Annotated in this window: 18 protein-coding genes and 1 pseudogene; 15 read left to right on the top strand and 4 right to left on the bottom strand. The window is 63.8% G+C overall.

Annotation, left to right across the window (positions count from 1 at the left end):
• Nucleotides 1-22 precede the first annotated feature (22 nt).
• Together ilvC and IVB12_RS34455 are read left to right on the top strand one after the other, a co-directional pair.
• A complete protein-coding gene (ilvC, locus tag IVB12_RS34460; protein ID WP_035700280.1) occupies nucleotides 23-1,042 on the top strand; it encodes a ketol-acid reductoisomerase in 1,020 nt (339 codons plus the stop codon).
• 538 nt (nucleotides 1,043-1,580) lie between these two features.
• On the top strand, nucleotides 1,581-2,429 hold the full coding sequence (locus IVB12_RS34455; RefSeq protein WP_247306500.1) for an SDR family oxidoreductase: 849 nt from the start codon (nucleotides 1,581-1,583) through the stop codon (nucleotides 2,427-2,429).
• An 11-nt stretch (nucleotides 2,430-2,440) separates the two neighbouring features.
• Here the strand turns inward: IVB12_RS34455 and IVB12_RS34450 are convergent, their stop codons facing one another.
• Nucleotides 2,441-3,061: a hypothetical protein gene (locus tag IVB12_RS34450; RefSeq protein ID WP_247306498.1), complete on the bottom strand. Its 621-nt coding sequence runs from the start codon at nucleotides 3,059-3,061 to the stop codon at nucleotides 2,441-2,443.
• A gap of 104 nt (nucleotides 3,062-3,165) precedes the next feature.
• On the opposite strand from IVB12_RS34450, the gene IVB12_RS34445 reads away from it, so the two are divergent.
• Nucleotides 3,166-3,816, top strand: coding sequence for a TetR/AcrR family transcriptional regulator (locus IVB12_RS34445; RefSeq protein WP_247306813.1), 651 nt, complete (start codon nucleotides 3,166-3,168; stop codon nucleotides 3,814-3,816).
• Nucleotides 3,817-4,026: 210 nt separating this feature from the next.
• A complete protein-coding gene (locus IVB12_RS34440) occupies nucleotides 4,027-5,739 on the top strand; it encodes an LTA synthase family protein (protein ID WP_247306496.1) in 1,713 nt (570 codons plus the stop codon).
• Nucleotides 5,740-5,855: 116 nt separating this feature from the next.
• Here the strand turns inward: IVB12_RS34440 and IVB12_RS34435 are convergent, their stop codons facing one another.
• Both IVB12_RS34435 and IVB12_RS34430 read right to left on the bottom strand, forming a co-directional pair.
• Nucleotides 5,856-7,415: a glycine betaine ABC transporter substrate-binding protein gene (locus IVB12_RS34435; RefSeq protein WP_247306494.1), complete on the bottom strand. Its 1,560-nt coding sequence runs from the start codon at nucleotides 7,413-7,415 to the stop codon at nucleotides 5,856-5,858.
• Nucleotides 7,412-8,194, bottom strand: a complete 783-nt coding sequence (locus IVB12_RS34430; RefSeq protein ID WP_247306491.1) for an ABC transporter ATP-binding protein — start codon at nucleotides 8,192-8,194, stop codon at nucleotides 7,412-7,414. The genes IVB12_RS34435 and IVB12_RS34430 overlap by 4 nt, the downstream gene beginning before the upstream one ends.
• A gap of 137 nt (nucleotides 8,195-8,331) precedes the next feature.
• Here IVB12_RS34430 and IVB12_RS34425 point away from each other — a divergent pair, with 137 nt between their 5' ends.
• On the top strand, nucleotides 8,332-9,150 hold the full coding sequence (locus tag IVB12_RS34425) for an ABC transporter ATP-binding protein (RefSeq protein WP_247306488.1): 819 nt from the start codon (nucleotides 8,332-8,334) through the stop codon (nucleotides 9,148-9,150).
• Nucleotides 9,150-9,938, top strand: coding sequence for an ABC transporter permease (locus tag IVB12_RS34420; RefSeq protein ID WP_247306485.1), 789 nt, complete (start codon nucleotides 9,150-9,152; stop codon nucleotides 9,936-9,938). The genes IVB12_RS34425 and IVB12_RS34420 overlap by 1 nt, the downstream gene beginning before the upstream one ends.
• Nucleotides 9,939-9,982: 44 nt before the next feature.
• Here the strand turns inward: IVB12_RS34420 and IVB12_RS34415 are convergent, their stop codons facing one another.
• Nucleotides 9,983-10,432 carry a cupin domain-containing protein gene (locus tag IVB12_RS34415; protein WP_247306482.1) on the bottom strand — a complete coding sequence of 150 codons (450 nt, stop codon included), beginning with the start codon at nucleotides 10,430-10,432 and terminating at the stop codon, nucleotides 9,983-9,985.
• Between the two features lie 138 nt (nucleotides 10,433-10,570).
• On the opposite strand from IVB12_RS34415, the gene IVB12_RS34410 reads away from it, so the two are divergent.
• From IVB12_RS34410 to IVB12_RS34370, 9 genes and pseudogenes are all read left to right on the top strand, one after another.
• Complete coding sequence (locus IVB12_RS34410; RefSeq protein ID WP_247306480.1) at nucleotides 10,571-11,596, top strand: ABC transporter substrate-binding protein; 1,026 nt, start codon at nucleotides 10,571-10,573, stop codon at nucleotides 11,594-11,596.
• A gap of 29 nt (nucleotides 11,597-11,625) precedes the next feature.
• The gene (locus IVB12_RS34405; RefSeq protein WP_247306477.1) at nucleotides 11,626-12,330 is read left to right on the top strand and encodes an NUDIX hydrolase; all 705 of its coding nucleotides are present in this window, start codon (nucleotides 11,626-11,628) and stop codon (nucleotides 12,328-12,330) included.
• A 95-nt stretch (nucleotides 12,331-12,425) separates the two neighbouring features.
• Entirely contained in the window at nucleotides 12,426-13,748 is a 1,323-nt protein-coding gene (locus IVB12_RS34400) for an ABC transporter substrate-binding protein (protein WP_247306474.1), read from the top strand.
• A gap of 15 nt (nucleotides 13,749-13,763) precedes the next feature.
• The gene (locus IVB12_RS34395) at nucleotides 13,764-14,534 is read left to right on the top strand and encodes an ABC transporter ATP-binding protein (protein ID WP_247306471.1); all 771 of its coding nucleotides are present in this window, start codon (nucleotides 13,764-13,766) and stop codon (nucleotides 14,532-14,534) included.
• The gene (locus IVB12_RS34390; protein WP_247306468.1) at nucleotides 14,534-15,238 is read left to right on the top strand and encodes an ABC transporter ATP-binding protein; all 705 of its coding nucleotides are present in this window, start codon (nucleotides 14,534-14,536) and stop codon (nucleotides 15,236-15,238) included. Before IVB12_RS34395 ends, IVB12_RS34390 begins: the two co-directional genes overlap by 1 nt.
• 6 nt (nucleotides 15,239-15,244) lie before the next feature.
• A complete protein-coding gene (locus IVB12_RS34385; RefSeq protein ID WP_247278555.1) occupies nucleotides 15,245-16,126 on the top strand; it encodes a branched-chain amino acid ABC transporter permease in 882 nt (293 codons plus the stop codon).
• A pseudogene (locus tag IVB12_RS34380) lies at nucleotides 16,123-17,170 on the top strand (branched-chain amino acid ABC transporter permease). The gene IVB12_RS34385 and the pseudogene IVB12_RS34380 overlap by 4 nt, the downstream one beginning before the upstream one ends.
• The gene (locus IVB12_RS34375) at nucleotides 17,103-18,032 is read left to right on the top strand and encodes a polyphosphate kinase 2 family protein (RefSeq protein ID WP_247306464.1); all 930 of its coding nucleotides are present in this window, start codon (nucleotides 17,103-17,105) and stop codon (nucleotides 18,030-18,032) included. Before IVB12_RS34380 ends, IVB12_RS34375 begins: the two are co-directional and overlap by 68 nt.
• Nucleotides 18,029-19,066, top strand: coding sequence for a patatin-like phospholipase family protein (locus tag IVB12_RS34370; RefSeq protein ID WP_247306461.1), 1,038 nt, complete (start codon nucleotides 18,029-18,031; stop codon nucleotides 19,064-19,066). Before IVB12_RS34375 ends, IVB12_RS34370 begins: the two co-directional genes overlap by 4 nt.
• The last annotated feature ends 723 nt before the right edge of the window (nucleotides 19,067-19,789 follow it).

Genomic DNA, 19,789 nt, shown 5'->3' with positions numbered 1-19,789 from the left:
GCCCCGAACGAGGAAACGAACTATGCGTGTTTATTACGATCGCGACGCCGACCTGAACCTGATCAAGGGCAAGAAGGTCGCCATCGTCGGCTATGGCAGCCAGGGCCACGCCCATGCGCTGAACCTGAAGGACTCCGGCGTCAAGGAGGTGGCGATTGCGCTGCGCAAGGGGTCGGCCTCGGCCAAGAAGGCGGAGAACGCCGGCTTCAAGGTGATGGAAGTCGCCGAAGCCGCCAAATGGGCCGACCTCGTCATGATGCTGACCCCGGACGAACTCCAGGGCGACATCTATCGCGAGCACCTGCACGACAACATGAAGAAGGGCGCCGCCCTTGTGTTCGCGCACGGCCTCAACGTCCACTTCAATTTGCTCGATCCGCGCGCCGACCTGGACGTGCTGATGATCGCGCCGAAGGGCCCCGGCCACACCGTGCGCTCGGAGTACCAGCGCGGCGGCGGCGTGCCCTGCCTGATTGCGATCGCCAAGGACGTCTCGGGCAACGCCCATGACCTCGGCCTGTCCTATGCCTCCGCGATCGGCGGCGGCCGCGCCGGCATCATCGAGACCACCTTCAAGGAAGAGTGCGAGACCGACCTGTTCGGCGAGCAGGTGGTGCTTTGCGGCGGCCTGGTCGAGTTGATCAAGGGCGGCTACGAGACTCTGGTCGAAGCCGGCTACGCCCCGGAGATGGCCTATTTCGAGTGCCTGCACGAAGTGAAGCTGATCGTCGACCTGATCTATGAAGGCGGCATCGCCAACATGAACTACTCGATCTCCAACACCGCCGAGTACGGGGAGTATGTCACCGGTCCGCGCATCATTACCGACGAGACCAAGAAGGAGATGCGGAAGGTTCTCGCCGACATCCAGGGCGGCAAGTTCGCGCGCGACTGGATGCTCGAGAACAAGGTCAACCAGACCTCCTTCAAGGCGACCCGCGCCAAGCTCGCTGCCCACCCGATCGAAGAAGTCGGCGCGAAACTGCGCGACATGATGCCCTGGATCAAGAAGGGCGCGCTGGTCGACAAAAGCAAAAACTAAGCCGTTGTGCCCCGGACGCAGCGCAGCATTTTGGTGATGCCCTGCTGATCCGGGGCCAAGCGGCCTCTGGATCCCGGCCCCACGACGCATCGCTTATGCGCTGCGCCTTGTCCGGGACACGCGAGCGAAAGCTTCGCTCGCCAAACAAATCTTAAGCCTTCGCGACTATGTTCGAGCGAGATCGCAAACGCGATCTTTCTCCTCCTTCTCGCGCGAAGCATTGTTGCTTCATTCAAATTCTTCGCGAGTTGACGCGCTGCTTGAACGCCAAGAACTGACGCTTAAACCACATTCTTGATCTCGCGTCCCTTTTCAAAAATTTCTAGAACTCCCTGATCGTGAAAAGGGCTGCGTCGTCAGAGTGAAAGATTCGACTCTTCATCCGCCTGTTCAAGGTGCCTTCGACCTCATGTCGCAACGTTCGCGCGCCGCTTCATCTTGAGAACCGACACCTGCCGCGCGGACTTGCGCGCTGGGCGCCATTTGCACACAGGCACCTTCCTCCTGCATGATCACGGCAACCCGAGGTGGAAAGACCATGCGATCTGTCGTCGTTACCGGGGCGTCTACGGGCATCGGCTGGGCCGTTGCAAAATTCCTGATCGGGCGCGGCTATCGCGTGTTCGGCAGTGTCCGCAAGCAGGCCGACGCCGACCGGCTGCAAGGCGAGTTCGGTGCGAACTTCACTCCGCTGCTGTTCGACGTCACCGACGAGGCAGCAGTCCTCGCTGCCGGGCGAAAAGTTCGCGCGGCGTTGGGCGGCGAGACGCTGGCCGGTCTCGTCAACAATGCCGGCATCGCGGTTGCCGGTCCCGTGCTCGAATTGTCGGCCGATGATTTCCGCCGCCAGATGGACGTCAACGTCATTGGCCCTGTCATCGCGACGCAGGCGTTCGGGCCGCTGCTCGGCGCAGACCCCTTGCTGAAGGGGCCGAAGGGCCGGATCGTGATGATCAGCTCGGTCGCTGGCAAGAGCGGCAATCCGCTGTCGGCGCCTTACAGCACCTCCAAGCACGCCATCGAGGGCCTGTCGGAGAGCCTGCGCCGCGAGCTGATGCTGTTCGGCATCGACGTCATCATCGTCGCCCCCGGCGCGGTGAAGACGCCGATCTGGAGCAAGGCCGAAGAGATCGACCTTTCCGTCTACCAGAACTCGCCCTATCTGCCGGCGCTGAACAAGGTGATGGCGTTCATGATGGACATCGGCGCCAAGGGCCTGCCCGCCGAGCGCATCGCCGAGATCGTGTTCGAGGCGCTGACGGCGCCAAGCCCGAAGGTGCGCTACCAGATCACGCCGGACCCGCTCCGCCACCTGATTGCGGCCGTGCTACCGAGACGGACGCTCGACCGCATCATCGCCAAGCGGCTCGGATTGCTGCCGCAGTGAGCTTGGGCGTTTCAGCCCGCGGCGACGGTTTGCCCGCGCGGGTGGCGGGCCATCGCTATCATGCGCAACGTCAGCACGATCAGCAGCGGAATGAGGAATGCGGCGTAGAGCGGCATGGCCGGCACGCGCTTGCCGAACGACACCATGAACTGGAAACAGAGATAGTAGCCGCCCGCGACGTGCAGTATGCGCCAGGTGCGCGGTCCGAGCAGCGCGGCGGTGCGGTCGAACGAGGTCGCACTCATCGCGATGATGAAGCCATAGCCGATGCCGCCGAAGATGTAGGAGGCCGCGGAGGTCGCCTGGGCAAAGCCGGCCGGATCCATCCTGGCGAACGCGACGATCGCCGCCGCGTGGATGGCGTGGGAGGCCGCGAAGCTCAAGCCTAGATAGCGGCGGTTACGGTGCTGCCAGCGCGTCCAGGCATTGGGCGAGAGCCGCGCCAGCGCCGCGGCACTGAAGGCGAGGCAGAACAGCAGCAGCGAACTTCGCGCCGTGAAGCGGATCACCATGCGAACGCCCTCAACCTCGAACAGCCGCATCGAGGCGATCCACAGGCTCAGGGCGATCAGGCTGAGCGTTAGGACGGCAAGCAGCCGCCAGCCTTCGAGCCAGCTTTGACGTTGTGACATGGCGAATCTCCTTGGATGTAATCAGTGATTACATATACAGCAGCAAGATCGTCAATGGTGTAATCGCTGCTTACATTCACGTTCGGGTGATGCTAGAAGACGCCATGCCCGCCCGTCAGACGTCCAAGCCGCGTGCCCGTCGAACACCCGAAGCCCGGCCGTATCACCACGGCGACCTTCGCCGTGTGCTGATTGACGCTGCGCTGCAATTGGCGGCGGAAGGTGCCGAGGTCTCCGTCCGCGAGGCGGCGCGCCGGGCCGCGGTGTCGCCGGGCGCGCCGTTCCGGCACTTTCCGAACCGCGATGCCTTGATGGCGGCGGTGGCCGAGGAGGCGCAGCGGCGCTTCCGCGCCGAGATCGAGGCGGCGCTGGGCGAGGAGCCGCTCAAGGGTCCACTGGAGCGTTTTCGCGCCTTTGGCCTCGCTTACCTGCGCTGGGCCATGCGCAATCCGGCCCATTTCGAGATCATCTCCACCGGACGCTACTTCGCCCATGGCAGCTCGGCGGAGCTGACCCGCGACAATGCCGAGCTGATCGCGCTGTCGGAACGGATGCTGACTGATGCGGCCGAGCAGGGCCTGCTGAGGTCGGCGGATCTGAAGCGCATCCAGATCGCCGCTCGCGCGTTGGTCTACGGTTTTGCCCGGATGAATCTCGATGGCCACTTTCCGCGCTGGGGAATCGAGGACGACGAGATCGAGCGGATGGCGGAGGGGGTGATCGACCTGTTCATCGCTGGGATCGCCCAGCCCTGACATTGAGCAGCTGCCTGCCCGCTGCGGCCCACCGTCTTTCGCTAACAATAAGCGATGTCGGATCGCCGAACGCGTTGCCTGACCTTGACCGTTCCGTTACAGTTTTATGACACGGCGCAGGCTTCCGGCTGCGCCGGGCGCCGCCAGCCGTCTCGATGCCGGCCAAGCGGCTTGGCATCACCGCGCCGGACCAGAAGTTGCGTGTCGTCGATGGCGTCCGCGCCCAATCCAGGTCCTTCTGCCACCACCGCCGTGCTTGCGAGCGTCGCCGCGCTCGGCATCTGGCGGCTGCTCGCGGTCACGGCGCCACATTTCGCAGCGCTGGCGCTGATGTACGAGACCGAGACCGATTTCGGCTCGCGCCTCTCCTTCGCCCTGGCCTGGGGCATCCTCAACTTCTTCTGGATCACGCTGCTGCGGCGCCCGGCGCTGTCGGGCGCACTGTCGCTGACCATGGTCGTCGTGCTGGTGCTGCTGTCGCGGCTGAAGCACGAAGTCGTGCAGATGACGGTCAACTTCATCGATTTGATGATGATCGACCGCGACAGCGTCGCGTTCCTGTTCACGATCTTCCCGAATCTGCGCTGGTCGGTGATCCTGGCCGGCCTCGTCACGCTGCCGCTGATGTATGCGCTGTGGTGGCTTGATCCGTTCCGCATCCGCCGGCTGCCGGCGCTCGCCTGCAAGCTCGCCTGTGTTGCCGCACTGGTCGGCTATTCGCTTTATCATCCTGACCAGGCCTGGCGCGGCTATTACGACGACGGCTATCTCTCGAAATTCTTCCGCTCCGGCGTCACAGCGGTCGCCGACTTCGTGCAGTACGGTTTCATGGAATCCGCAGCCTCCACCAACGAGCGGCTCAACGTGCCGCTGGTGGACGCCTGCCATCCTGCGGGCCGCCGCCCCAATATCATCATGATCCATGATGAATCGAGCTTCGACATCCGCGCCGCCCAGGGCATCAAGGTGCCGCCGCGTTACGGCGACCATTTCAGGTCCTGGGACGGCAAGCAGCGCACGTTCCTGGCCGAGAGCAATGGCGGGCCGAGCTGGTTCACCGAGTACAACGTGCTTGCGGGGCTCTCGTCGCGCTCGTTCGGCCGCTTCGCCTATTTCGTGACGCGCATCGCCTCGAACCGCGTCGAACGCGGCCTGCCATTGGCACTGCGCCGTTGCGGCTACGACACCCTGTCGCTTTACCCCGCCCATGGCGGCTTCATGGGCGCGCGCAGCTTCCAGATGACGACCGGCATCGAACGTTTCCTCGATTCGGAGGATCTGGGCGCCAAGGACGTCGAGCCGGACTCCTTCTTCTACGACAAGGCGCTTCAGCTGATAGGGCAACAGCCGCCGAACAAGCCGCTGTTCACCTTCATCTATCTCGGCGCCAATCATTTCCCCTGGGAAACGCGCTTCCGCCCTGATCTGCTGCCGAAGTGGCGCGCGCCGGGCAACTTGCCGTCCATCGACGAATATCTGCGCCGCCAGGTGATGAGCGCCGAGCAGTACAAAGCTTTCATCGCCGGTCTGAAGAAGAACTTTCCCGGCGAGCCTTTCCTGATCGTGCGCTACGGCGATCACCAACCGGAATTCGCGCCGAACCTGCTTGAGCCCGGCCTCGACGAGGGCGCCCTCGGCAAGAAGCTCGACGCTTACGATCCGCGGCTGTACGCAACGTATTATGTGATCGACGCCATCAATTTCGAGCCGGTGAAGAGCGATGCCGTGATGGACACGATCGACGGTCCCTATCTGCCGCTAGTGATCCAGGAAGCTGCCGGCATCCCGCTCGATCCGTCCTTCGCCGAGCAGAAGGAGATCATGCTCCGCTGCAAGGGCATCTTCTATGGCTGCAAGGATGGCGCCGAGGCGCGGCGGCTGAACCGGCTGCTGATCAACGCGGGGATGATCCGGGGGCTGTGATGTCTCTCACGCTCTTTGCGATGAGAGCGCCGTTGGAGCACCCAGGCCCCTCCAACGTCGTCCTGGCGAAGGCCCATAGGCGAAAGCCATGACGACGCTGAACCAGTCGCGCCAGCCTACCTGTTGCTCACCTTCTCCCACAGCCACTTCGCCACTGCATCGGGCGATGAATTCGCATCGTTGCCGCTCGCGCGCAGATTGGCTTCGCGCACCGTCGCGATGTCGATCCTGCCGAGCAGCGGCCTCAGCGCAGCCTGCAACCGCTCGTCACCGGCTCGCATGGGCGCGAGCAGCAGGATAGCATCGTAAGGCGGGATGGCGTGCCGGGGATCATCGAGCGCGACGAGATCGTATTTCGCGATCAGGCCGTCGCTGGTGTAGCCGGCGATCACGTCGACCTCGCCGCTCGCGACCGCCGCGTACATGAAGTCCGGCTGCATCTGGCGTTGGGTGCGGAACGAAAGCCCATAGGCCTTTTGCAGCGCGGCCCATTCGGGGCGCGAGAAGAACTCGTAGTCGCCGGCGATCGACATGGTCGATGTGTGCGCGGCGAGATCGGCGATGCTGCGGATGCCCAGCGCCTCGGCGCGCTTCCGCGGCATCACCAGTGCATACGCATTCTCGAAGCCGAGCTCGCCGAGCAAGGTGATGTTCTCTTTCGCGAGGGTTGTCTTCAGCTCTGCGAGCAGTTCCGCGCGCGGCTTAACGTCGGTGCGATGCAACTGATTGGCCCAGAGTGTACCGGAATAATCGACATAGAGATCAATGTCGCCGGTCTTCAGTGCCTCGAAGATCACGCTGGAGCCGAGGCCCGATCGCGCCGTCGCTGAGAGGTCAGCCGCCTGGAGGCGGTCCTTGAGCAGGGCAGACAACACATATTGCTCGGCGAAAGTCTTGGCGCCGACGACGTAGCTCTGGGACGAGCGCCCCATCGTCGGCACCAGCGTTGCGGCGACCAGTGCCGCGATCCCGATCGCGCCGAGCCCGGTGCGCATGCGGCTGCGCTGGCGCAGGCCGCTCTCGAGCAGGCCGAGCAGTTGGTCGACGGCAAGCGCGAGCAGGGCCGAGGCCAGGCAGCCGAACAGCACGAACACCCAGTTCTGGGTTTGAAGCCCCGCGAAGATGTAATTGCCGAGGCTGGTCTGGCCGATCGGTGTCGACAGCGTCGCGGTGCCGATCACCCACACCGCGGCGGTGCGGATCCCCGCCATCATCACCGGCAGCGCCAGCGGCAGCTCGACCATCACGAGCGATTGTCGCGCGGTCATGCCGACACCTTTGGCGGCTTCGATCAACGCGGGATCGATGCCGTTGAGGCCGGTGATGCCGTTGCGCAGCACCGGCAGCATCGAATAGAGCGCGAGCGCCAGCACGGCCGGCAGGAAGCCGAAAGCGGAAAAGGAAAAGCCGAACCAGGCAAGCGTGACGGAGGCCAGCAGCAGCAGGAGCGGATAGAACAGCGCAAGAAGCGCAAGTCCAGGGACTGTCTGCACGATGCTGGCAAGCGCAAGCAGGATGCCGCGGGGCGCCGGGTGGTTGCGTGTGAGGAGTGCCAACGGCAGGCTCGCAATCAGGCCTAGCGCAAGCGCGGCGAGACTCACCCGCACATGGTTGCCGAGATAGTCGGGCAAGTGCGACAGCGCCTCGCCCCAGCGCGGATCGGTGAAGAGGCTCATGCCGCACCGCTCGTTGGCAGCCGCGCATTCAATCGCTCGACCTGGCGCCGCGGCGTGCGCAACAATTCCAGCACGTAGGCGTCGCCGCTTTTCGACAGCTCTGCCGGCGTACCCTGCGCGAGCAGCTTTCCAGCGCGCATCACCGCAATGCGGTCGGCGAGCAGGATGGCCTCCGTCATGTCATGCGTAATCATGACAGAGGTCAGACCGAGCTTGCGGTGCAGGTCGCGAAAATCCTCGCCCAGCGCATCGCGGGTGAGGGGATCGAGCGCGCCGAACGGCTCGTCCATCAGCACGATCCGAGGTTTTGCCGCGAGCGCCCGCGCCACGCCGACGCGCTGGCGCTGGCCGCCGGAGAGCGCCTCCGGCAGCCGGTCGCGATGCGCGGCACGGTCGAGCTGCACGAGTTCCAGCAGCTCGTCGACGCGCGCGGCAATATCGGCAGCCGAGACGCCCAGCAGCTTTGGCGTGACACCGATATTGTCGGCAACGCTCAAATGCGGAAACAGCCCACCGGCCTGGAACACGTAGCCGATCCGCCGCCGCAGCGCGACCGGATCGACATTCTGCACGTCCTCGCTCTCCACCGTGATCGTGCCGCTGTCCGCCTCGATCAATCGGTTGGCGAGCCGCAGCAGGGTGGTCTTGCCGGAGCCCGAGCCACCCACGATGGCCAGAAACTCGCCCTCGGCGATATCGAGCGACACGTCGTCGACGGCTTTGAGCGGCCCGAAGCTCTTGGTGACACGTGCATAGCTGATCGCCAGCTTGGAGGGCATCGCGGGTAAGCTCGCTCTTACCTTCCCCTGCAGGGGAGGGTGAAGGGGTAAGAGCTGCATGCGTAGCACGCTTGGCGCCTTGATTGAACTTGGTCGCGCGAGCGGCTAAGGCATCGGTCCAGGTTTGGAGGAAGCACATGACGACGCCCACGGCAGTGGCGCTGGAAGATGCCAAGGTCGCGTTCCACCTCCGGGACGGGCGGGTCTATACGGCGGTGGAGAAAGCCCATCTCACGGTGGCGCAGGGCGAGTTCGTCGCCATTGTCGGCCCGACCGGCTGCGGGAAATCCACGCTGCTCAACGTCGCCGCCGGGCTGCTCAAGCCGGCAGCGGGCAGCGTCAGGATATTCGACCAGCCGCTCGCGGGGCTGAACCGGGATGCCGGCTACCTGTTCCAATCCGATGCACTGTTCCCGTGGAAGACCGCGCTCGACAATGTCGCGATCGGGCTCGAGATCAAGGGCACGCCGCGCTCCGAAGCGCTGCCGCGGGCGCAGCAATGGCTGACCTCCGTCGGCCTCGGTGCGTTCGCAGGCCGCTATCCACACATGCTCTCGGGCGGCCAGCGCAAGCGCGTGGCGCTGGCGCAGGTGCTGATCCGCGATCCAAAAATCCTGCTGATGGACGAGCCGTTCGGGCCGCTCGATGCACAGACGCGCCAAGTCATGGGCAATCTGCTGCTCGATCTCTGGAACGCCGACCGCAAGGCCGTGCTGTTCGTCACCCACGATCTCGAAGAGGCGATCGCACTCGCCGATCGCGTCCTGATCATGTCGGCGGGGCCGTCCTCGCGCATCATCGGTGACTGGCGCGTGCGCTTGCCGCGCCCGCGCGACATTTTTGAGGTCCGGCTCGATAAGGAGTTTCATTCACTGCATCGCGAGATCTGGGGCGTGCTCAAGGACGAGGTGATGAAGGGTTACGTTCAGTCCACGCAGGCGGCGGAGGCGGTCTGATGTCGCGCCCGATGCTGCTTGCGCTGCAAGTCCTGGTCGCGGTCGTCTGCATCGTGACGTGGCAAGTGCTCTCGACCGTCCCCGTCTTCGGCAAGATCCTGCTGCCGCCGTTCTTCTTCTCCAATCCGTTCGACGTATTCAGCCAGATCGTGAAGTGGTTCGCGTCCGGCGTGATCTGGAAACATCTCGGAATCACGCTTGCGGAATCGATCCTGGCTTTCGTGATCGGCTCGGTCGGCGGCGTGCTGGTCGGCTTCTGGTTTGCGCGCCAGCCACTGGTCGCAGCCGTGTTCGACCCTTACGTCAAGATGGTCAACGCGCTGCCGCGCGTCGTGCTGGCGCCGATCTTCGCGCTGTGGCTCGGCCTCGGCATCTGGTCCAAGGTCGCGCTCGGTGTGACGCTGGTCTTCTTCATCGTCTTCTTCAACGTCTATCAGGGCGTGAAGGAAGTCAGCCGCACCGTGCTGGACAATGGCCGCATGCTCGGCATGAGCGAGCGCCAATTAATGCAGCACGTCTATTGGCCGTCGGCGCTGTCCTGGATGTTCTCCTCGCTGCATACGTCGGTCGGCTTCGCCGTGGTCGGCGCGGTCGTCGGCGAATATCTCGGATCGGCGGCCGGGCTCGGCTATCTCATTCAGCAGGCCGAAGGCATCTTCGACGTCGCCGGCGTGTTCGCCGGCATGTTCGTGCTGTCGGCCTTCGTGATCCTGATCGACTTTGGCGTCACGCTGGTGGAGCGGCGGCTACTGGTTTGGCGGCCGACGGCGTCGGACGGTCGCGGCTAGGGCGCAAGGGGCCGCGCGTCGGCGCGAGCCCCGATCGCGAACGTTCAATCCAGCAGCTTGGTGTCGTCGGGTGCCTGCGGCGGCGTCTTGATCGCGATCGCCTTGACCTGGCCGCTGATCGGCTTGGTGCCGCCATGCGGCGTGCCCTTCGGGATGATCACGAGATCGCCGGGCTTCACCGTCACCTCCTTGTCGCCGAGCCAGATCGTCCCGGTGCCGTCCAGGATGTACTGGATCTCGTTGGTGTTGGGATGCATGTGCTTGGGCACGTTGCCGACCTGGATCGAGACGGTGGCACCGTCCGCGCTCGCGAACATCTTGGAGCGGTAGCCGACAGCGTTTGCGGGCCCGAGCGCATCGCCTTCCATCTCGCCGGTATGGACGATCTGCGCGGTGATGTTTTCGGCGGCGAGCGCCGGCCGGAGCAGGTGGGTGGCGCCGCATCCGGCGGCAAAGGCGGCGGCGATCGACAGCCCGGCAGCAAGGCGATTCATGGATGATCCTCCCCATCAAGATTTGTTCTTGTTTGGACATGCTATTGCGCCGAAAGGCCGATGGCCAGCCCACTTAGGCGGTGCTTCTCAAGCCCGCCCCGCTGCTCTATGGTGCCGCCGGCCGAACGGAGGAAGCCAATGAAGAACACGATTGCCAGGCTCGCCGGCGCGCTGCTCGCGCTGACGCTCACCATCGGTCTTGCCGCGGCGCAAAGCAAGGTGACCATCGCGGTCGGCGGCGGCTCTTGCCTGTGCTACCTGCCCACCGTGCTGGCCAAGCAGCTCGGCGAATACGAGAAGGCCGGCGTCAGTGTCGAACTGGTCGACCTGAAGGGCGGGTCGGACGCACTCAAAGCCGTGCTCGGCGGCAGCGCCGACGTCGTCTCCGGCTATTTCGACCATTGCGTCAATCTCGCCGCCAAGAAGCAGGAGCTTCAGGCCTTCGTGGTCTATGATCGCTATCCCGGCCTCGTGCTGGTGGTCGCACCCTCTCGGACCAACGACATCAAGTCGGTCAAGGATCTCGCCAGCAAAAAGGTCGGCGTGAGCGCCCCTGGCTCCTCCACCGACTTCTTCCTGAAATTCATGCTCAAGAAGAACGGCCTCGATCCCGCCGGCACCGCCGTGATCGGCGTCGGCCTTGGCGCCACCGCAGTCGCAGCCATGGAGCAAGGCCAGATCGACGCGGCCGTGATGCTCGATCCTTCCGTCACCGTGCTTCAGGGCAACCACAAGGATTTACGCGTTCTTTCCGACACCCGCACCCAGAAGGACACGCTCGAGACGTTCGGCGGCGAATATCCGGGCGGCGCGTTGTACTCGACGGCAGCCTGGGTCAACGGTCATGAGAAGGAGACACAGGCGCTTACCAATGCGATCCTGGCAACGCTAGCCTGGATCCATTCGCATTCGCCCGAGGAGATCATGGCGAAGATGCCGGAGGAGACGGTCGGCAAGAACAAGGATCTCTATCTCGCTGCGCTGAAGAACACGATTCCGATGTTTTCCGAAACCGGCAAGATGGACCCGAAGGGCGCGGAGGCCGTGCTTGCGGTGTTCAGCGTCGGTTCGCCCGAGGTGGCGAACGCCAAGATCGACGTCAGCAAGACCTTCACCAACAAATTTGTCGATCAGGCCAACAAGACGACGGGGAATGCCAAATAAGTGACGCGAAGGCGTAGTGGTCAGGCGTCATGACGTCACCGGTCATTCATTGCGTCTCGGCGCTTGATCTTGCGGTGCGGCCGGTCGTGTGGCCGTTCGCCGAGGAGCGTCGCGCCGAGATCGCGGCGCATTTTGCCGAGAAGCAGCGCGAGCGGCCGAAGATCTGGAACGGTCGCGTGCTGCTCGGACGCGACGCCGTGTTCACGGACGGCCATTTCGCCGCGACCTATTTCGAGACCGATTTCGCCAGCTTCCTCGCCTGGCGCGACTGGGGCTTTCCTGATCCGGCCGTGTTCAACGGTTTTGGCATGGGCGCGTTGCGCACCTCCGACGGCGCCTTCGTACTGGGCGAGATGGCGCAGCACACGGCCAATTCGGGCCGCATCTATTTCCCTTCGGGCACGCCCGACCTCGACGACATCAAGGACGGGGCTCTCGACATTCCCGGCAGCGTCGTCCGCGAGGTCGCGGAGGAGACGGGGCTGACCGCCGACGACTACGCGGCGGAGGCGGACTGGCACTGCGTGGTCTCCGGCCGTGTGATTGCGATGATTCAAGTCCTCAACCTGGACATGCCGGGCGAGGTGGCCCGCGCCCGGATCGAAGCCAATCTCGCGCGCGAGGCCGAGCCCGAACTGTCGGCCATTCATCTCGTGCGCGGGATGAGCGATCTCACGCCGTCCATGCCGCGATTTGTCACGGCCTTTATTGCACAGCGGCTCGCCTCTCGCTGACGCGCGAGGCTTGACATCGCTTCTCTCAGCCCATGTGATGGGCGAAAAAGCAAAAGCAACAAGAATGCGATGCACAATCGTCCAGGGAGGTTCTGATGCGCCTGCGCATGGCTACCCGTTTGGTACGTGGGCTGTTGGTCGCGATTGCCGCGGCGGCCTTGGCGGTGTCCGCCCAGGCCCAAGACCAAGGCAAAGAGAAGAAGATCAAGATCGGCGTCGTCTTCGATTTGACCGGACCTCTCGCCGGCGGCGGCTCCGAGCTCGGCTATATCGGCGCAAAGATCATCCTCGACCATTTCGCCAAGACCGGCGTCGAAGGTTACAAGGTCGAGGCGGTCTACGCCGACGCGCAAAGCAAGCCTGACATCGCCATCAACGAATCCGTCCGCCTGCTCGAGCAGGAGAAGGTCGACATGGTGCTCGGCTTCTTCTCCTCGGCGCAATGCGTACCGGTCGCCGCCCGCGTCGAGCAGCTCAAGAAGTTTATGTGGATCACGACCTGCATCTCGTCGGCCGTGTTCAACGACAAGGGCTACAAATACGTGTTCCGCCCGCAGGCGAGCGGCGACCAGTTCGGCATGATGACGATGGATTTCATCGCGCAGAACGCCAAGGAGAAGTTCGGCAAGGAGCCGAAGGACCTGCGCGTCGCCATCATTCACGAGGACGGGGCCTATGGGGTCGATGTCTCCAAGGGCAACGAGGCCGGTGCGAAGAAGGCCGGCTTCAACGTCGTGCTGAAGGAGGGCTATTCGGCGACCGCGCCGGACCTCTCCGCGCTGGTGACCAAGCTCAAGCGCGCCAAGCCCGACGTGATCTTCCACACGGGCTACAACCCCGACATTACGCTGCTGCTGCGCCAGGCCCGCGAGCAGGGCCTGAAGTTCGGCGCGTTGATGGGGCATGGCGCCGGTTATGGCGTCTACGAGAAGCTGAAGGAAGGCATGGGCGCGGACGCCGCGTACATCTTCAACACCGACCCGATATCGATCTGGCTCGCCAACCAGAAGACCTTGGATCCGAAGCTCCCGCCCGTGATCAAGATGGTCGGCGACGAATTCGACAAGATCAGGCCGGGCGTCGCCATCCGCTCGGCCCATGTCGGCATCGGCGCGTCCAACACGTATGTATTCATGAGCGACGTGCTGCCGCGAGCGATCAAGAAGTATGGCGGTGTCGATCCCGACGCGCTGCGCAAGGCGGCGCTCGACACCGACATTCCCGAGGGCGGCACCATGCTCGGCTTCGGCGTGAAGTTTTACGGTGAGGGCACGCCGATGGCCGGGCAGAACGAACGCTCGTTTCCCGTGGTGATCCAGTACATCGACGACAAGTCCTCCGTGGTGTGGCCCAAGAGCCAGGCGCAGCGCGAGGCGGTGCTGCCGCTGCCGAAAGGCACCCCCTACAGCAACCAGTAGCGGCGGAGTGCTTCGGTGTTGGAAGTCAGCGGGCTGGTGAAGCGGTTTGGGGGCTTCACAGCCGTCAACAGCGTCTCGTTCAGGGTCGAACAGGGCGAGATCCTCGGCCTGATCGGACCCAACGGCTCGGGCAAGAGCACGATCTTCAACATGCTCTCGGGCACGCTGGCGCCGACCTCCGGTTCGATCCTGTTCGCCGGACATGAGATCGCAGGCCTTCCGCCGCACCGGATCATCAACCGCGGCATCGGCCGCACCTTCCAGATTCCGCGGCCCTTCCGTCGCCTGACCATCTTCGAGAATGTCGCGCTCGCCGGCTTCTACGGCCAGGGCCGCCACAGTCGCGTCAAGGCCGAGGAAGCGGCCGAGCGGTCGCTGGCGATGGTCGGCCTGCCGATTGATCGCCATGCCAGTGTCGATGGCCTTGGCGCAGCCGGCCTGAAGAAGCTCGAGCTTGCGAAGGCGCTCGCCACCGCGCCAAAGCTGTTGCTGGCGGACGAAAGCCTCGGCGGCCTCGACGAGACCGAGATGGATCAGGCCGCCGACATGCTGCGCAACATCCGCGACGAACTCGGCATCACCATCATCTGGGTCGAGCACATCATGGGCGTCTTGATGCGCGTCGTCGATCGCGTCATGGTACTCGATCACGGCGAGAAGATCTCGGAAGGCTTGCCGAGCGCGGTTGCGGGCGATCCGCGGGTGATCGAGGTCTATCTCGGGACTGATGCCGAGACGACGCAGGCCGCGGCCGCCGAAGCGCGCCGCCGCGCGGGAGGGCAATGATGCTGGAGCTCCGCGGCGTCAATGCCGGCTATGGCACGTTCCAGGCGCTGTTCGACGTCAATCTCGACGTCAAGGCCGGCGAAGCCGTCGGCGTCATCGGCCCCAACGGCGCCGGCAAGACCACCTTGATGCGCGTCATCTCCGGCTTGATCCGGCCCTCGCGCGGCTCGATCAAGATGGAAGGTGTTGATCTCGTGGCGACGCCGTCGCACAAGATCGTCGGCCTCGGCATTGCGCATGTGCCGGAGAACCGGCGGCTGTTTCCGCAGCTCACGGTGGACGACAATCTCAAGATGGGCGCCTTCATGAGAGAGGCGCGCGGGCACTATGCCCAGCGGCTCGACGTCGTGTTCGAGCTGTTTCCGCGCCTGAAGGAGCGCCGCCACCAGATGGCCGGCACCATGTCCGGCGGCGAGCAGCAGATGTGCGCGATCGGCCGCGCCATGATGTCCAATCCGAAGCTTCTGCTGCTCGACGAGCCGTCGGCGGGCCTCGCGCCGCTCATGGTGCAGCAGGTGTTCGAACTGGTGAAGCGGATCCGTGCCAGCGGCCTGACCGTGCTGATCGTCGAGCAGAACGTGCAGCAGGTGCTGAAAGTGGTCGATCGCGCCTATCTGATCGAGGCGGGCACGATCCGCGCCTCCGGCACCTCGGCCGAGATGCTGGCGAGCGACACGGTCAAGGAAGCGTATCTCGGGGTGTGAGGGGGCATGCAGGCATTTCTGGACGTCTTCGACATTTATCTGCTGGAGGCCGTGATCAACGGCATCCTGCTCGGCGGCGTGCTGGCGCTGCTCGCGCTCGGCCTCAACCTGATCTTCGGCGTCATCGACGTGACCTGGATCTGCTATGCCGAACTCGTGATGATCGGCATGTACGCTATGTACTTCATGGTGCAGTATTACGGCGTCAGCTATTTCATCGCTGCGCCCTTCACTATCCTGCTGGTTGCGCTCCTCGGCGCGGCGCTCCACTACCTCGTGATCGCGCCGCTGCTCACGGCGCCGCCGATCAATCAACTGCTCGCGACCGGCGGCGTGCTGTTCGTGCTCCAGAGCTTTGCCACCGTCGCGTTCGGCATCGACTTCCGCAATCTCGGCATCCGCCTGCCGGTGCTCGCCTTCGGCGACATGAATTTCAGCTACGCACGGCTGCTGTCCTTCGTGGCGGCACTGGTCGGCATGGTTGCGGTCTACCTGTTCATGACGCGCACCTTCACCGGCACCGCGATCCGCGCCATCTCGCAGGACCGGCAGATCATGGCGCTGATGGGCGTCGACACCAAGCGGATCTATCTCATCACCTCGGCTCTTGGAGGTGCGCTGGCCGGGCTCGCTGCCTGCCTTCTGGTGCTGCAATATGACGTGCATCCCTTCGTCGGCCTCTCCTTCGGGCCGATCACGTTCCTGATCTGCGTGCTCGGAGGCTTAGGCAATTTCATCGGCGGCTTCATCGCCTCCTTCGTGTTCGCCGAGATCATCTCGCTCGGCGGCCTGTTCTCCGATCTCGAATGGGGCTACGTGCTCGCCTTCGCCTTCTTCATCGTCATGATGTTCATCCGGCCCGCAGGCCTCCTGGCGAGGCGCCGATGATGGGGCAGGGACGACTTGCAGCCTGGGGGATCGGTCTGGCGGCGCTGGTCGCGCTCCCTTTCGTCTATCGCGATCCCTATCACCTGCACATTCTCGTGCTGATCCTGATCTGGTCGTTCGCCTACACGTCCTGGTCGATGATGGGGCGGTTCGGCCTCGTCTCGCTCGGGCACGGCGGCTTCATGGGGATCGGCGCCTATGTCACCGCGCTGTTGTGGAATCACCTCGGCCTTTCGCCATGGATCGGCATTCCCGTCAGCATGGCCGCGGCCGGTGCGCTGGCGCTGATCGTCGGCTATCCCTGCTTCCGCTTCCGCATCACCGGGCATTATTTCGTGCTGGTGACGCTGGCGCTATCAGGCATCGTGCTCCAGGTGATCACCGCGACGCGCGATTATACCGGCGGCTCGCTCGGCTACACGCCGAACCGGGCGGCGGGCAACAGGCTGCTGGCGCTGCAATTCGACGACAAGACCACCTGGTATCTGATCGCGCTCGCGATCTGGCTTTTTGGCATCGTGGTCTGGCACTGGGTCGACCGCAGCATGGCTCGCCATGCGCTGGAGGCGATCTCAGAGGATGAGGATGCCGCCGCCGCGGCCGGCGTCGACGTCACCGCGGAGAAATTGAAGATCACGCTGCTCAGCGCGCTGATGACGGCGCTCGCCGGCGCGATCTATTGCCAGTACCAGATGTTCATCACGCCCGATACCGTCAGCGGCATCGCCGTGTCGCTCCAGATGGTGTTCGCGGCCATCGTCGGCGGCTTGTTCGTCTCGCTCGGCCCGACTGTCGGCGCCATCATCACCATCCTGCTTGCGGAGACCTTGCGCATCGGCTTCGGCACCAAGGCGGTCGGCTGGGACAATCTCGTCTATGGCGTGCTGCTCGTGCTTTTCATCATATTCCTTCCCAAGGGCATTCTTGGTAGCGTGCTCGACCGACTGAAGCCGCAACGTAAGGTGTCCCCGAACTCATGAGCAAGAAGCCGTCCAAATCGATCGCCCAGGAGCTCGACCGTTACATTACGCCGTTCCGTTATGATGGATCCGGCAAGTTTCGCCTCAAGGACCACAAGACCGACGAGAAGGGCGATCTCGACAAGGAGAAGGCGCAGGAGATCCTGGAGGCCAACAAGAAGCGGCTGATCACGTTTCAGGAGACGCTCTACGCCCAGGACCGCTGGTCGCTCCTGATCGTATTCCAGGCCATGGACGCCGGCGGCAAGGACAGTGCGATCAAGGCGATCTTCGACGGCATCAATCCGCAGGGCTGCGAGGTCCATTCTTTCAAGGCGCCGAGCACCAAGGAGCTCGATCACGACTTCCTGTGGCGCCACGTGGTCGCGCTGCCGGAGCGCGGCCGTATCGGCATCTTCAACCGCTCCCATTACGAGGAATGTCTGGTGACGCGCGTGCATCCGGAGATCCTCGACAAGGAGAAGCTGCCGGCAAAGCTCGTCACCAAGAACATCTGGAAGGAGCGGTTCGAGGACATCTCCGCCTTCGAGCGCTATCTCTGCCGCAACGGCACCGTGGTGCTGAAGTTCTTCCTCAACGTCTCCAAGGACGAGCAGCGCGAGCGCTTCCTCGACCGGCTGGAAGAGCCGGCCAAGCAGTGGAAGTTCTCGATGGACGATATCAAGGAGCGCGCGCTGTGGCCGCGCTACCAGGCCGTCTATCAGGACATTGTGCGGCACACGTCGACACCTCATGCGCCGTGGTACGTGGTGCCAGCCGACCACAAATGGTTCGCGCGCGTCGTGATCGGCTCCGTGATCAATGCTGCGCTCGAAAAATTGGACCTGAAAGTTCCTCGTGTCGACAAGGCCTCGCTGCAGGAGTTCGACGAGGTGCGCAAGGCGCTGGAGAAAGAAGGAAAGGGAGGCAAGAAGCGGGCAAAGTGACAGCCACCGGCACCGCGGATCGCAAGAACGTCAACTTCGCGCTCCAGGGCGGCGGCGCGCACGGCGCCTTCGTCTGGGGCGTGCTCGACCAGGTGCTCGAGGACGGCAAGCTCGCAATCGAGGCGATCAGCGCCACCAGCGCCGGCGCGATGAATGCGGTGGCGCTGGCCTCCGGCATGGCAAACGGCGGCGCGGAGGCGGCGCGGCAGAGCCTGCACGCATTCTGGTACGAAGTCTCGCGCATGGACCGGGCGTACGATTTGCTCTCGCCGCTCAACCAGTGGATCCAGGCCCTGAAGCTGCCGCCGGAATATCATCCGGTCCACGCCTTCATCCACACGCTGACGCATACGCTGCCGCCGAACCTGCTCAATCCCTTCCACTTCAATCCGCTCCGCTCGCTGCTGCAGCGCGTGGTCGATTTCGACAGGCTCAATTCCGCGCCCGAGGCGCCGCAGCTGTTTCTCAACGCCACCAACGTCCGCACCGGCAAGATCAAGGTATTCCAGAGCCCGTTTCTCACCGCGGAAACCGTGCTCGCCTCGGCCTGCCTGCCGCCCTATTTTCAGGCCGTCGAGATCGATGGCGAGCATTATTGGGATGGCGGCTATCTCGGCAATCCCGCGATCTATCCGCTCATCTACCGCAAGGGCAGCCACGACGTCATCATCGTGCAGGTCACGGCGATCCGGCGCGACGCGCTGCCGACCAGTGCGGCTGACGTCCTCCACCGCATCAACGAGATCAGCTTCAATTCGTCGTTGATGCGAGAAATGCGCGCGATCGCCTTCGCCACGCGGCTGATCGACGACGGCGAGCTCGACAGCAACAGGCATAGCCGCATGTACATGCACTGGATCGGCAACGACCAGCTGATGTCGCAGCTCGGCACGGCCACGCAATTCCACCCGGAATGGGGCCTGTTGTGCCGCCTGCGCGACGAGGGCCGCGCGGCGGCGCAAAGCTGGCTGGCGCAAAACTTCGACCGGGTCGGCAAGTCCTCGTCGGTCGATCTGGCAGATATGTTTCTCTAGGCGAGCCGGCCATGGATCAAAACTGCGAAAACAACCCCATGCACAGTAGCCGCAGATAGCGGAATCAATGGCTTGCCGGTCACGTCGCAGCGCTTGCGGATTTTACGAAGTCCGTTTGACACGTCGGGCAAAACAGGAGCATGATGTCACCATGCCCCGTTCAGGGAACTCGCCGCCTTCAAATGTGATCCTTCAGATCATGGATCCCGCTTGACAGTTTTGTGTCTCGGGAGGAGCATCACAGCGGTCGCAAACAAGCGACGCGCAACGTCCACCTCATGAGCAAGGGGAGGTCTATGACACCACCTCCGCAAATCCAGCCGCTAAGTGCGATGGAGCTCGTTCGGACTATCGCATAGCGGCAAAAACCGCGAACGGCACGCCGGGTCAAGGTTTAGCGGGCTGCATCAGTGAGGCAAAGCCCCTACCTTCCCGGCGCTGTATTTTGCATCACGTCGATCATTGGCTGGCCGCGCCGAGGCCGCCGCGGCGTACGTATTTAGGTCCTGCCTTGTCCCTCCTCCCTCCTTGTCGCCATTCCGGGCTAATTCCCGGAATGGCGCGGGGCAGTCGCATATGGTCTCTTGGACCGGCCTGAGCAAGCGCCTCGTCCTTCGAGACGACCGCGCCGCGGTCTCCTCAGGATGAGGCTAATTGGCCTCGAGTCCGTTGCAACTGCTGCCGCACACTCCGCCCTCATCCTGAGGAGCCCGCCAAAGCGGG

This window comes from Bradyrhizobium sp. 179 (genome assembly GCF_023073535.1).
Classification (GTDB): Bacteria; Pseudomonadota; Alphaproteobacteria; order Rhizobiales; family Xanthobacteraceae; genus Bradyrhizobium.
The sequence above is the reverse complement of the archived record's forward strand: the minus strand, read 5'-3'. Positions and strand labels throughout refer to the sequence as shown.

Coding starts and splice junctions, on each gene's coding strand:
- ilvC (WP_035700280.1), top strand. CDS start 23: ATGCGTGTTTATTACGATCGCGACGCCGACCTGAACCTGATCAAGGGC.
- IVB12_RS34455 (WP_247306500.1), top strand. CDS start 1,581: ATGCGATCTGTCGTCGTTACCGGGGCGTCTACGGGCATCGGCTGGGCC.
- IVB12_RS34450 (WP_247306498.1), bottom strand. CDS start 3,061: ATGTCACAACGTCAAAGCTGGCTCGAAGGCTGGCGGCTGCTTGCCGTC.
- IVB12_RS34445 (WP_247306813.1), top strand. CDS start 3,166: ATGCCCGCCCGTCAGACGTCCAAGCCGCGTGCCCGTCGAACACCCGAA.
- IVB12_RS34440 (WP_247306496.1), top strand. CDS start 4,027: ATGGCGTCCGCGCCCAATCCAGGTCCTTCTGCCACCACCGCCGTGCTT.
- IVB12_RS34435 (WP_247306494.1), bottom strand. CDS start 7,415: ATGAGCCTCTTCACCGATCCGCGCTGGGGCGAGGCGCTGTCGCACTTG.
- IVB12_RS34430 (WP_247306491.1), bottom strand. CDS start 8,194: ATGCCCTCCAAGCTGGCGATCAGCTATGCACGTGTCACCAAGAGCTTC.
- IVB12_RS34425 (WP_247306488.1), top strand. CDS start 8,332: ATGACGACGCCCACGGCAGTGGCGCTGGAAGATGCCAAGGTCGCGTTC.
- IVB12_RS34420 (WP_247306485.1), top strand. CDS start 9,150: ATGTCGCGCCCGATGCTGCTTGCGCTGCAAGTCCTGGTCGCGGTCGTC.
- IVB12_RS34415 (WP_247306482.1), bottom strand. CDS start 10,432: ATGAATCGCCTTGCTGCCGGGCTGTCGATCGCCGCCGCCTTTGCCGCC.
- IVB12_RS34410 (WP_247306480.1), top strand. CDS start 10,571: ATGAAGAACACGATTGCCAGGCTCGCCGGCGCGCTGCTCGCGCTGACG.
- IVB12_RS34405 (WP_247306477.1), top strand. CDS start 11,626: ATGACGTCACCGGTCATTCATTGCGTCTCGGCGCTTGATCTTGCGGTG.
- IVB12_RS34400 (WP_247306474.1), top strand. CDS start 12,426: ATGCGCCTGCGCATGGCTACCCGTTTGGTACGTGGGCTGTTGGTCGCG.
- IVB12_RS34390 (WP_247306468.1), top strand. CDS start 14,534: ATGCTGGAGCTCCGCGGCGTCAATGCCGGCTATGGCACGTTCCAGGCG.
- IVB12_RS34385 (WP_247278555.1), top strand. CDS start 15,245: ATGCAGGCATTTCTGGACGTCTTCGACATTTATCTGCTGGAGGCCGTG.
- IVB12_RS34375 (WP_247306464.1), top strand. CDS start 17,103: ATGAGCAAGAAGCCGTCCAAATCGATCGCCCAGGAGCTCGACCGTTAC.